Genomic DNA, 12,279 nt, shown 5'->3' on the forward strand with positions numbered 1-12,279 from the left:
TCGAGCAGGCTCCAGCAGCAATGCCGTCATTGAGTGTTTACCGTCCTATCCCGTCGTAGTACTTCAATGGCAAAACCGGCCGAAAAGCGAAATTATTCCGTAAAAGTGCCAGACTAGAAGCAAGCTTAGGAATCAACCATCCGAGGAGTTAGCTATGTCGTTCATCCGCACCATCGCCCGCCCGTTACTCGCATCAACCTTTATTGTCGCCGGGGTGGAACGGATTAGGCATGCGGATGAAACAGCTCACAGCCTTGGCGCGGTGCTCCGTCCGGTCGCGAACGCTCTCCCCAATGCTGACGAGAAGCTGCTGGCTAAAGCCTTCGGCGGCGTCCAGCTCGGTGCCGGCATTCTGTTGGCGGCCGGCAAGCTGCCCCGTTTCGCAGGTTTCTTGCTCACTATTACCTCGACCCTGAACACGGCGGCAGAATTCAGCGCGGCTGATACCAGCACGGCCGAAGGACGTCGCTGGCAGCGCGCTCAGCTACTCAAGAATGTCTCCCTCTTGGGTGGCGTGCTGCTGGCCTCGGTGGACACCGCGGGCAAGCCCGGGCTGGCCTGGCGTGCAGAGCACCTCACCGATTCGGCTGTGCAGGCCACTAAAAAAGCCAGCAAGAAGCAGCTAAAAGCGGCTAGCAAGTCGGTCAAGAAGACCGCTTCGGAGATTGCTGACGCGGTGCACGTTCAGTGACCTGGGCGGCACCGACGGCAGCTGCACCGCTTGACGCTGAGCTCACAGTCCCCGGCTCCAAGTCGCTCACCAATCGCTATTTGATCTTAGCGGCGCTTGCCGACTCGCCCTCGCGCTTACGAAAGCCGCTCCACTCCAGAGACTCCGCACTGATGATCGGTGCACTCCGCGCCCTGGGTGCGGAAATTCGGGAAGTTGCGGGTTCTGGCAGCTACGGATCAGATCTGTCCGTTACCCCCATTCCGGACGGCCATCGACTAGCCCAAGACACCACGATCGACTGCGGCCTGGCCGGCACCGTGATGCGATTCGTGCCCCCGGTCGCTGCTTTGGTGCAGGGCTCGGTACGGTTCGATGGTGACCCACAGGCCCGGAAACGGCCAATGGGGCCGGTCCTTAGCGCCTTGCGAGCGCTCGGCGTCAAGCTCGACGAAGCGGACAGTCTGCCCTTTTCGCTCGATGCCAGTGGCAGCGTGCGAGGCGGCTATGTAGCTCTCGACGCTTCCGGCTCCTCCCAATTTGTCTCGGCACTGCTATTAGCTGCGCCGCGGTTCGTCGATGGTCTGCACATCGAGCACATCGGCAAGCCGGTGCCGAGCCTCGATCACATCGCCATGAGCGTGCGGTTATTGCGCGAATCCGGTATTGAGGTGGACGATTCGGTGCCTCATCACTGGCGGGTCTCCCCCGGCAGCATTCCAGGCTTCGATCGCCTGGTCGAGCAAGACCTTTCCAATGCCGGACCCTTTTTGGCCGCTGCTTTGGTCACCCGAGGCACCGTCCGGATACCGCACTGGCCGGTCGGCACCAGCCAGGTTGGCGACGAATGGCGCAATATTTTGCCGGCCTTCGGTGCCGAGGTGACTCTCGACGGCGACACTTTGGTTGTTACCGGCGGCGCCCAAATCAGGGGCGTTGAACTAGCCGACACCTCCGAACTTGCGCCGACCGTGGCCGCCCTCTGCGCACTCGCTGATTCCCCCAGTAGATTGACCGGGATCGCACACTTACGCGGTCATGAGACCGATAGGCTCGCGGCTCTGGTGGCCGAGATCAACGGTCTTGGTGGCGATGTTGAGGAAATAGCTGACGGCTTGATTATTAGGCCACGGCCGCTGCACGGTGGCCTGTTTCGCAGTTATGAAGATCATCGAATGGCAACTGCTGGGGCGATTATCGGCTTAGCCGTGCCCGGCGTCGAGATTGACGACATCGGCACAACAGCCAAAACTATGCCGGAATTTCCCCAATTGTGGCAGCATATGCTCGCTCCGCAGGCCCTTGAGCGAGCGAACTAATGCCACGTGAGTGGGATGAATCCGATGTTCGGATCAGACCGAACAAAAAGGGCAGTCGGCCTCGTACCAAGGATCGCCCCGCTCATCAGGATGCACTGATCGGCCGGATCATCACCGTTGACCGCGGCCGTTATACCGCCATAGTCGATGAAGCCACCGACCAAGAACGGACGCTAGTCGCCGCCCGTGCCAGGGAGCTCCGTCGCTCCCCCGTCGTGGTCGGCGACTTTGTTGCCTTGGTCGGCGATGTCTCAGGCGAGCCCGACACGCTGGCGCGGCTGGTTCGGATTGAGCAGCGCCGCACCGTGCTGCGTCGTTCCGCTGATGACTCAGACCCGGTGGAGCGGGTGCTCGTCGCCAATGCCGACCAGCTGGTCATCGTGGTTGCCGCCGCTAGCCCGGAGCCTCGCACCGGCTTTATCGATCGGGCCCTGGTGGCAGCTTATGACGCGGGAATCGAGCCCCTGCTGCTGATCACCAAAACCGACGTCAAGGAGCCAACCGCACTGCTGGAGCACTACCAACAGCTGGATCTGAAAATTTTACTCAGCCGCACTACTGCGGAGCAGGCTGCAAGTGGCTCGGCAAGATTGGTTAGCGACGCGGTACAGCAGTTGCACGCCGAGTTGGACGGTAAGGTTTCGGTGCTGGTCGGGCATTCCGGCGTCGGGAAGTCCACCATGGTGAATGCCCTCACCGGCTCACAACGCGCCACCGGAGGGGTTAACACGGTCACCGGACGGGGCAGACATACCTCATCCTCAGCACTCGCTTTGCGCCTGGAAGCGGCAGCGCCCGGGAGCTGGATCATCGACACCCCGGGAATTCGATCATTCGGCCTGGCCCATGTGGATGCCAACCGCATCCTGCACGCTTTCGAAGATCTTGAGCCTGGCATAGCGGACTGCCCGCGCGGTTGCCGGCACGATGAAGCCGCCCCGGAATGCGGCTTGGACGCCTGGGTGGCCGGCGGTCAAGCCGGCCAGGGCGGACCCGCGCGGCTAATCTCCTACCGCCGCCTGCTCAGTGCGATCCGTGCCGTGCAATGACTTTCAGTGCCGCTCCATTACTTTCAGTGAGCTCAGACCGCTAAAACCTCACCGATCCGGGGCTTTCCCTCTCCGCCTCCCCGAAATCTGTAGCATCTCGGGATAGCGTGAGGACATGACATTGCACCTTCAGGGCTATAACGACGACCTTCGTCTGGCCCATGTGCTAGCCGATTCAGTGGATGCACAGACCATGAGCCGGTTCAAAGCGCTCGATCTGACCATTGAAACGAAACCCGATTTAACCCCGGTGACCGACGCTGATAAGGACGCCGAGGACGCCATCCGAAGCCAGCTTTCCAGAGTCCGACCGCGGGACGCCGTGTTAGGCGAAGAATTCGGTAGCAGTGGTCATGGTTCACGGCGCTGGATTATCGACCCGATTGATGGAACGAAGAATTTCATTCGAGGGGTCCCGGTCTGGGCCACCTTGATCTCGCTGGTGGACGAAGGCGTACCCGTGCTGGGCGTGGTGAGCGCACCGGCGCTGGGAAAGCGCTGGTGGGCCGCGAAAGGGACCGGAGCCTTCACCGGAAAATCGCTTGCCGCAGCCTCCCGGATCAGGGTCTCCAATGTTTCTAAGCTCTCCGACGCCTCTGTTTCCTATTCTTCGCTCAACGGTTGGCGGGAGCGCGGTAATCAGGAACAGTTCCTGGAGTTGCTTGAGACCACCTGGCGAAGCAGGGCATATGGTGATTTCTGGTCCTATTGTCTGGTCGCTGAGGGTGCCGTCGACATCGCCTGCGAACCTTCGCTCAATCTCTACGATATGGCTGCCTTGGTCCCCATTGTCACCGAAGCTGGCGGACGCTTCACTTCGCTGGAGGGCGCGGACGGACCATTCGGCGGCAACGCACTGGCCACCAATGGTATTTTGCACTCCGAGACGCTCCGGCTACTCAATCCCGAGCTAGACGATCTACTGAGCTAACCTGGTTAGCTGGCTAACTAACCTGGGGCGATTGTGACGTAACAGATTATTCCCCGGGCGATTGATCCGTTTAAGCTACTCATAGGTCACGAGTGCCAGCGCTAAACCCCGGTTTGCTGGCCGGCAACCCTCCTTTCGCGGTGGGGTGCCCCGGGTGACGACCTGGTCGATATCAAAAGATACCGGCAAGCGCGGACCCCCGATCTTGGCATCGAGGGCCTCTCAGTGGAGGATTAAATGAGTGCTGTCAGTACCGTCACGTTTCAGCAATTAGCAACCCTTGAAGACCATCAGTCGGTCGCTACAATCCAAGCCCTACAACCGGTGGTGGGCGCCGGTTTACTCGCCCCCTTGGTGCAAGGCGGTGAAGCCCGCTACGTCAACCTCGATTATGCAGCCTCGGCCCCGGCCCTAGCTTCAGTTGCTGAGTATCTCAATGAGATTCTGCCGTACTACGCCAGCGTGCACCGCGGCGCCGGTTACAGTTCTCAAATCAGCACCTCGGTCTATGAGAATTCCCGCCATATCGTGCGGGATTTCGTCAATGCCCGGCCCGATGACACAGTGATTTTCACTCGGAACACCACGGATGCCCTCAATCTTTTGGCGCGCTGCCTGCCCGCCCAAGGCGAGGTGCTCTATCTCGATATTGAGCACCACGCGAATTTGTTGCCCTGGCAACATGTCCCGCATCGCAGCGTGCTGGCCGGAGAAAGCATCGCGGAGACGATTCAGACCCTGGAACAAGAATTCAGCTTGGGCGGGGTTTCACTGCTAGCCATCACTGGCGCTTCGAATGTCACCGGCGAAGTGCTGCCGATCGCGGAACTCACCTCACTGGCGCATCGACATGGCGCCCGGATTGTGGTGGACGCCGCACAGCTAGCACCGCACCGCGCGATTGACGTGAGCGGCTGGGAGGTGGATTATCTGGCCTTTTCTGGGCATAAATTGTATGCCCCGTTCGGCTCGGGAGTACTGGTTGGACGCGCCGACTGGTTAGATACTGGTGTTCCGCTGCTTTTCGGCGGCGGTGCGGTCAAAGAGGTAAGACTGGATACGGTGAGTTGGGCTGAGGGACCGGCTCGGCACGAAGGTGGCAGCCCCAATGTGCTGGGCGCGGCTACTCTCGCCAAAGCCGCGGAGGTGCTCTCCGGGCTCAATCAAGCAGCTTGGCAGCGTCATGAACAGGATCTCCGCGAGAGTCTTGTCCGAGGCCTGGAACAAATCCCCGGCGTCAGCATTCACCGGCTTTTCAAGGATTCGGATAGCTATCCAAATAGCGGCAGTATCGGCGTGGTCAACTTTTCGGTCTCCGGCTATGACTCAGGCTTTGTCGCTGCTTACCTTTCCGCCGAGTTCGCGATCGGGGTCCGTGATGGACGTTTTTGCGCTCATCCCTTGCTACGACGCCTTGGCCTGCCCACCGGATCGCTACGCGCCAGTTTCGGCCTAGGCTCACAAGGTGAGGACGCTCAGCGGCTGATTGACGGCGTGCGCAAATTAGTTGAGCACGGCCCGTCCGGGGACTACCTAGTGGAAAGTGGCCGCTGGGTGCCAGCTAACGACTTCAGGGCTTTCCCCAGCTGGGCGCCAAATACTCCGGGCACCGCTGGCGCGGCTCCCTGCGTGGTGACTGAGTAGTTAGTGACTGAGTAGCTAGTGACAGAGTAATTGGTGACAGAGTAGTTTCTGCCGCCCTCAGCAGTGCTGATAGCTCGCCAGGATATTCTGGACTAATGCTCTTGAGGTATCACCGTTGAAGCCGGTCAAAGGCCCTAAAATCGCACCGGAACGACGCGTAGAGCTCGCCGCCGCCTTCCTGAGCGGCGGCGAGCTCTACGATCGGGTGCGACCAAGTTACCCCGTACACAGCGCCTCCTGGCTGATCCCTGAGCATGCAATGGAGGTAATCGATCTGGGCGCCGGCACTGGAAAGTTCACCGAACGATTAGTGGCTCATGGACTCAGCGTGACAGCTGTTGACCCCTCAGCGGATATGTTGCAGCAACTCAGCAACCGCTTGTCGATGGTTCGTACTGTAGTTGGCACCGCCGAGCAGTTTCCCTTGCCGAGTAGCAGCACCGACGCGGTTTTTGTAGCTCAAGCCTGGCATTGGTTCGATGCCAGCGCGGCGAGCGCTGAAATTGCTCGGGTACTCCGTCCGGGCGGCAGGCTAGGTTTGCTCTGGAATCAGCTAGACGTTCGGATTCCCTGGGTACACCGACTCTCCCGAATCATGCATGCTGGGGACGTGCATCGGCCCGAGGCCAGACCAGCAATTGGTCCGCAGTTCGGCCCAGCCACAGCGCACCTTTCACACTGGGCGCAGGAATTGACGACTGAAGACTTGATTGAATTGGTAAAGTCCCGCAGCTATTACCTGCGCGCCTCGGAGCAGAGCAGGTCTCGGGTGCTCAATAACCTGGATTGGTATCTCTTCGAGCATTTGAACTACCGGCGCGGGCAACTCATCGAACTGCCCTACCTAACCCTGGCCTGGCGGGCCGACAAACTGGCCTAGGCGACACACCGAAGCCAAAAGACTGATTGCGGGATCCAGTAGAAGTTTCTATTATTAGGCATACCGAAACTTTTTTATCAGGAGAGCCGACATGACTAGTGCGCCGCCGCAAATCGCATCCCCGCAGAGGAAAATCGGTGACGCTCGGCTTTTGGTTTTGCTCGGACCGGCCTTCGTCGCCGCGATTGCCTATGTCGACCCGGGAAATGTGGCGGCCAACCTGACTAGCGGGGCGAAATTCGGCTATCTGCTGGTCTGGGTCCTGGTTGTCGCCAATGTGATGGCGATGATGATCCAGTATCAGTCCGCCAAGCTAGGTTTAGTCACCGGAAAATCCCTGCCTGAGTTACTCGGCCAACGACTTCGTCCCACCGCGCGAAGAGCCTTCTGGTTACAAGCCGAACTTGTTGCAATGGCCACCGACTTAGCCGAGGTAATCGGCGGTGCGATCGCACTCAACTTGCTCTTCCAACTGCCCCTACCGCTAGGTGGCTTGATCGTTGGGGTGATCTCGATGGCGATGCTGGCGGTGCAGAGTCGTTTCGGCCAACGACCTTTTGAATCGGTGATCATCTGCCTGCTACTAATCATCACCGTTGGTTTCTTATTCGGCCTGGTGATCAACCCAGCGAACCCGGCCGAAGCCGCAGCGGGCTTGATCCCGCGCTTTGATGGCGCCGAATCGGTGCTACTGGCCGCCAGCATGCTGGGAGCCACCGTGATGCCACATGCTATCTACCTGCACTCAGCTCTAGCCCGGGATCGACACCGCGCTGACCCTCAGGTGCAACCCGAGCAGAGCGCATTGCGCAGACTGATCAAAGCGACCCGACTCGATGTCGTGGTGGCTCTAGTGCTGGCCGGCAGCGTCAATATTGGCATGCTCTTATTAGCCGCTTCAACGCTACCCGGGGTGGCTGGCACCGACACCATTGAGGGCGCCCACCAGGCAATTTCGGCCTCGCTCGGCCCGGTGGTAGCGATCATCTTTGGAATTGGCCTGCTGGCCTCCGGCCTCGCCTCCACCTCAGTAGGTTGCTATGCCGGAGCCACCGTAATGTCCGGTCTTCTGACTTTCAAAGTGCCACTTTTATTACGCCGAGTGATCAGCCTGATTCCGGCCTTGATTCTGTTATTGCTTGGCGTGGATCCAACCTGGGCCTTGGTCGTCAGCCAGATGGCGCTGAGCTTCGGCATTCCCTTCGCTCTGATCCCGCTATTGCGGCTCACTTCGAATCGCCAGATTATGGGCTCTCATCGCGACGGCTTGCCGCTGAGGCTCGCCGCGATGGTCAGCGCAGCTCTCATCATTAGCCTTAACCTGGCCTTGATTTACCTCACCGTAACCGGCGCAAGCTGAACTCGCCTAAGCATCCGGCGCAGCTGGACGGTATTGTGAGAGATGTGAAGCCAACCTCCTCTAGCGTCGAAGACTACGTCAAAGTCATCTATGCCTACACCGAGTGGCAGGACAAGCCGATCAATTCTTCCCAGTTGGCCATCAGGCTGGGAGTGGCAAATTCTTCGGTCTCTGAAATGGTCCGTAAGCTCAAGGAGCTGGGCCTGGTCACTCATCAGCCCTACAGCAGCATTGAGTTGACCAAGCAAGGTCTCACCCTAGCCCTTTCGATGGTTCGCCGGCATCGCCTGCTGGAGACCTATCTAGCTCAGGAACTCGGCTATCGCTGGGATCAGGTACATGACGAGGCTGAGCTCCTAGAACACGCCGTTTCCGATGTTTTCATTGAACGACTGTCGGAGAAACTCGGCCATCCCAGCAGGGATCCACACGGCGACCCAATTCCCAGCCCGGACGGGCAGATCACTCTGCCGACAGCTCGTCGGCTGATCGAATTGGATACCGGTCACCAGGGCGAGATCACTCGGATCAGCGATCATAATCCGCTGTTACTTCGATATTTGGACGAAGAAAACATTGAGCTTGACGCACCAATTGAGGTACTGGGGCGGAAGCCGTTTGGCGGCTCCCTGATGGTGCGGTTGGGCCGCGCCGCCGAATCCCGGGAACTCGATCTCAGCGATGAGATTGGCAGCGCCCTCTGGGTGCAGGACACCGCTGTGCACCAAGGTTGCACCCTGCAGAGTCAATGAAACGGCGTCGATGAAATCGATGAGTTCCTGGCCGCCGCTGTCGGCGTGGCTGGCCGTTGGCATTGCCGGGATTCTCGGCACCGAGGCACGTTATGGTCTTGGCCTGATTTTCCCGGAGAGTTCAACCGCTTTGCCGTTCACCACCCTGTCCATCAATGTGCTCGGATCCTTCCTGCTGGGAACTTTGAGCGGGTATTGGTCTAAACGTTCGGTGCGCTGGTGGATTCGAGCCGGGCTCGGCCCAGGCTTACTTGGCTCTTTCACCACGTTCTCGGCAGTCGTCTACGCCGTTGACCAGTTCGCTCGGGCCGGTAGTTCGGCGCTCTGGGTCTGGTATTTAATCTTGACCATGCTGTTGGGGTGCGCAGCGGCCTGGGCCGGTCTTTTTCTCGGCTCTCGACTGCCAACTGGACTCGCTGGCCACGGTCATCAAGCTGCTGAGAAACCATGACGGCCCTCATTGTCGGATTGGCCGGGATGATCGGGGCGCTGCTGCGCTTCAGCTTGGATACGCTCTTCGCCCAGGGCGGGCGTTTTGCCTCCGGAAAGCCCGGCCATCTTCCGCTGGCCACGCTGCTGGTCAATGCAGTCGGCAGCCTATTGATCGGCTACGTCGGCGGGCTCGCAATTCACGCTGAAATCTCCCCCACCTGGCATACCGCCCTGGCCACCGGTTTGGCAGGTGGCCTGACCACCTTCAGCTCCTTTGCGGTGTCAACCGTTGTGCTCTGGCGGGAGGGGCGACGACTCGTCTCCGCCCTCAATGTCGCCGTTAATCTTGTGCTCGGCCTCGGCCTCGCCTGGCTGGGTTTTTGGCTGGCCAGCTGATCGATGACGCAAATAGAAACTCAAAGCGGTATTGAGTAGCGCCAGGACGATCATAATAATCCCAGGAATTGGAAGCTTGACCAGCAATAATCCGAGCCCGGCAAGCAAGAACAAGAGCAGCGCCACAATCGGCTGAGTTGGCCAAGACAAGCGGTACTTGGCCTTGGGAGCCATCAGATATGACCAGAACACCACGATCACGGCAGCCGCGACAATACCGATCAATACGCCCCAGGGGGCGGCCAAGCTGCGGAATCCCCAAAAGAAAATAGCGACGAGCATGGCCACCTCGAGCAGGAAGGCGATAACGCTGTTAACCGCCGTCAAGGTCCGGGTAGTCGATGTCGATTCCACAGGCAACTGCATATCAAGATCCTAGCAATCCCTGAGTCCACTGTGTTTCATGCCACCGTTGGGGAGCTGTCCGAACCTGGATCTCGCGAATCTGAGAGGACCGTTGCGGGCCGGGGGTTTTGAATGCCGAAGGCTGAAATCACGCCACCAATGACTAGCAGAATTGCCGTCACCAGGGACACCAACCGCGTGCTTTCGGTATCCAGCACACCGCCCATCACCACACCGGCCAAGGCCACCGTAACTAGCCCTGCAATTCTGGCTATCGCATTATTGACCGCAGAACCAATACCGGCTCGCTCAGCACTGACCGAGCCGAGGATGCCGGAAGTCAGCGGAGCCACCGTGATCGCCAACCCTAGCCCGAAAATCAATATTCCCGGCAGCACCTGCCACCAATAGTTGAAGGCTTCGGTGAGACTGAGTAACCAGAAGAATCCGGCACCCGCAATGATCGGGCCGAGCGCCATAAAGAGTCTGGGCCCAAAACGCCCGGACAATGAACCAAACCAGGACGAGAGCAGCAGCATCAGCACGGTGGAAGGCAACATCGCGATACCGGCGATCGTCGCACTCAGTCCCGCGACTTGTTGCAGGTATAGGCCAAGGGCGAAGAAACCCAGCGAAAGCGCCCCGTAGATGAAAAAAGTGGAGATATTTCCTACCCAGAAGTTCCGCAGTGAGAATAGGCTCAGCGGCATCATTGGCTGGGCGGTGCGGCGTTCATGCCAGAGGAACCCCACCAGTGCGAGCAATCCAACGATCAACGGGATCAGGACCACCGGACTGCGCCAACCGAAACTGGCCTGTTCAATCATCGCGTACACGACTCCGCCGAGGCCCACCACGGCTAGCGCAGCTCCCAACACATCGACCATGGCCGCTGGATCTCTGGCCGCATCCGAATCGCGCAGCCGGAACAGCATTGGCAGGCAAACTGCGATAGGCAGCAAGTTAATGAAAAAGACGAATTGCCAGGAGAGGAAGTCCACGGCGAGCCCGCCGACTAAGGGGGCGACAAGCGTCGAAGCCCCGGTCCAGGCCGTCCATTGGCCAATCGCTTTACTCTGCGCAGTGCCTGAGAAAGTGGCGATAATGAGCGCCAATGAACTAGGCACCAGCAGCGCACCGGCTACTCCCTGCAGGCCTCGGGCCAGGATCAGCATCATATCGCTGCTGGCGATGCCGCACAGCACTGAAGTGATGCCGAATCCGATCAGGCCCCAGATCAGAATGCGAACCCGGCCAAATAGATCAGAAAGGCTGCCGGCCACCAGAATCAATGAGCCGAGCGTGAGCATATAAGCGTCAACAATCCATTGCTGTGAGCTCAGTCCGCCGCCGAGATCCCTGCTGATCGCGGGTAGCGCTAGGTTAACTACGCTGCCGTCCAGAATAGAAACGAATGAGGCCAGAATCGCGACGAAGAGAACTCTGCGCTGATAACCGGTCAGCGGCACGGTGTTGGCGGACATGAGTCAAAGTTACTCCGTCTTCGACGACTGGACTGCTATTGCCGTTTACTGGTCGAGATGAAAATTCCTTCCCGCGGTGCCGTTCATCGCCGCTTCACGATTTCACCATAGACTGTTCTAAAGCATCACCACTCACCTTAAGGATTCTGATGAAAAAGAAAGTTCTTGCCGTTCCGGCATTTTTGCTGATCTTCGGCCTGGCAGCCTGCACCGCCCCCAGCGGAAGCGGCCAAAACACGGATAGTGATTCGAACGCAAAGTCTTCGAGTTCCACCGCAGCCACCAGCAGCGATCAAGCGTCCTCGCCAAGCAGCGCTTCAGCGTCTTCGAATCCGGCGAAGATCTTTACCACCCAGCAGCTGGGCGCCATCATCCCGATGCTGAAAGACTCCAGCGGCACCCCCTTCACCGCTGCCCCTCAAGAGCAGCTCAATCAGGGAATTCAGCTTGCCAAAGAACAGCTAGCCAAGACCCAGGTGACGCCCCAGGCTTGCCAGCAATTAATGGATCAGAATAGCCAAATCGTACCGGGCAGCAACTTCGCCGGCGGCACGTCGCCAAAGGATGGCACAGTGCTCAGCCTGGTTTCTTTCAAGGACGCTAATGTATTGGTCAAGTCAGTCACCGATGGCCAGCAAGCTGTAGAGAGTTGCGAGAGCTTCAGCATCAGCATCGCGGGGCAGAAAATCGACGCCACGGTGAAGACTCTTCCGGTGAAAACCAATGGTGAAGTGAGCGTGGCCAAGCTGGTGAAGGAGAGCTTGCCCGGCGGCAAAACCATGGACGTGCTCAGCGTTTCCGGCGTCAAGGGAAATCTCGCCGTCGCAGCGGTCAAGATCGCCGAAAAAGTCGATGACGCTGCTGCCCAGGACCTCGCTGCCCTGGTTAACGACGCCTTCGCTAAAGCCGGAGTCTAAGCACGGCCCCGTGATCGGGAACAATCTGCGGTTCGCCTAAGATTCACAGCAAACATCCGGCCTGCGTTCATTGTCACACAGGCTACTCACAAGTAACATC

Annotated in this window: 13 protein-coding genes and 1 riboswitch; of the genes, 11 read left to right on the forward strand and 2 right to left on the reverse strand. The window is 59.0% G+C overall.

The features are described 5' to 3' along the window. Positions 1-154 precede the first annotated feature (154 nt). The 10 genes from UM93_RS07390 (at position 155) to crcB (ending at position 9,433) form a co-directional block, all read left to right on the forward strand. Positions 155-691 carry a DoxX family protein gene (locus UM93_RS07390; RefSeq protein WP_045074715.1) on the forward strand — a complete coding sequence of 179 codons (537 nt, stop codon included), beginning with the start codon at positions 155-157 and terminating at the stop codon, positions 689-691. After that, positions 688-1,989: a 3-phosphoshikimate 1-carboxyvinyltransferase gene (gene aroA / locus UM93_RS07395; protein ID WP_045074717.1), complete on the forward strand. Its 1,302-nt coding sequence runs from the start codon at positions 688-690 to the stop codon at positions 1,987-1,989. The genes UM93_RS07390 and aroA overlap by 4 nt, the downstream gene beginning before the upstream one ends. After that, on the forward strand, positions 1,989-3,038 hold the full coding sequence (gene rsgA / locus UM93_RS07400) for a ribosome small subunit-dependent GTPase A (RefSeq protein ID WP_045074719.1): 1,050 nt from the start codon (positions 1,989-1,991) through the stop codon (positions 3,036-3,038). The genes aroA and rsgA overlap by 1 nt, the downstream gene beginning before the upstream one ends. 115 nt (positions 3,039-3,153) lie before the next feature. After that, positions 3,154-3,969, forward strand: coding sequence for a histidinol-phosphatase (hisN, locus tag UM93_RS07405; protein WP_045074720.1), 816 nt, complete (start codon positions 3,154-3,156; stop codon positions 3,967-3,969). A gap of 84 nt (positions 3,970-4,053) precedes the next feature. Then, positions 4,054-4,167: riboswitch (SAM riboswitch) on the forward strand. Positions 4,168-4,206: 39 nt separating this feature from the next. Continuing rightward, entirely contained in the window at positions 4,207-5,613 is a 1,407-nt protein-coding gene (locus UM93_RS07410; protein WP_045074722.1) for an aminotransferase class V-fold PLP-dependent enzyme, read from the forward strand. 115 nt (positions 5,614-5,728) lie between these two features. After that, the gene (locus UM93_RS07415; RefSeq protein ID WP_052663673.1) at positions 5,729-6,493 is read left to right on the forward strand and encodes a class I SAM-dependent methyltransferase; all 765 of its coding nucleotides are present in this window, start codon (positions 5,729-5,731) and stop codon (positions 6,491-6,493) included. Between the two features lie 91 nt (positions 6,494-6,584). Beyond that, complete coding sequence (locus UM93_RS07420; protein ID WP_045074726.1) at positions 6,585-7,853, forward strand: Nramp family divalent metal transporter; 1,269 nt, start codon at positions 6,585-6,587, stop codon at positions 7,851-7,853. Positions 7,854-7,897: 44 nt separating this feature from the next. Continuing rightward, positions 7,898-8,605, forward strand: coding sequence for a metal-dependent transcriptional regulator (locus UM93_RS07425; RefSeq protein WP_045074728.1), 708 nt, complete (start codon positions 7,898-7,900; stop codon positions 8,603-8,605). A 10-nt stretch (positions 8,606-8,615) separates the two neighbouring features. Beyond that, a complete protein-coding gene (locus UM93_RS07430) occupies positions 8,616-9,056 on the forward strand; it encodes a fluoride efflux transporter FluC (protein WP_234399402.1) in 441 nt (146 codons plus the stop codon). Continuing rightward, positions 9,053-9,433, forward strand: a complete 381-nt coding sequence (gene crcB / locus UM93_RS07435; RefSeq protein ID WP_045074729.1) for a fluoride efflux transporter CrcB — start codon at positions 9,053-9,055, stop codon at positions 9,431-9,433. The genes UM93_RS07430 and crcB overlap by 4 nt, the downstream gene beginning before the upstream one ends. Here crcB and UM93_RS17440 read toward each other — a convergent pair. Together UM93_RS17440 and UM93_RS07445 are read right to left on the reverse strand one after the other, a co-directional pair. Beyond that, positions 9,320-9,799, reverse strand: coding sequence for a YrdB family protein (locus UM93_RS17440; RefSeq protein ID WP_082057050.1), 480 nt, complete (start codon positions 9,797-9,799; stop codon positions 9,320-9,322). The genes crcB and UM93_RS17440 overlap by 114 nt on opposite strands. A gap of 35 nt (positions 9,800-9,834) precedes the next feature. Beyond that, the gene (locus tag UM93_RS07445) at positions 9,835-11,262 is read right to left on the reverse strand and encodes an MFS transporter (protein ID WP_045074732.1); all 1,428 of its coding nucleotides are present in this window, start codon (positions 11,260-11,262) and stop codon (positions 9,835-9,837) included. A gap of 149 nt (positions 11,263-11,411) precedes the next feature. Here UM93_RS07445 and UM93_RS07450 point away from each other — a divergent pair, with 149 nt between their 5' ends. Beyond that, the gene (locus UM93_RS07450) at positions 11,412-12,179 is read left to right on the forward strand and encodes a hypothetical protein (RefSeq protein WP_045074734.1); all 768 of its coding nucleotides are present in this window, start codon (positions 11,412-11,414) and stop codon (positions 12,177-12,179) included. Positions 12,180-12,279 lie beyond the last annotated feature (100 nt).

The sequence above is a fragment of the Psychromicrobium lacuslunae genome (assembly GCF_000950575.1).
GTDB classification, from domain to species: domain Bacteria; phylum Actinomycetota; class Actinomycetes; order Actinomycetales; family Micrococcaceae; genus Renibacterium; species Renibacterium lacuslunae.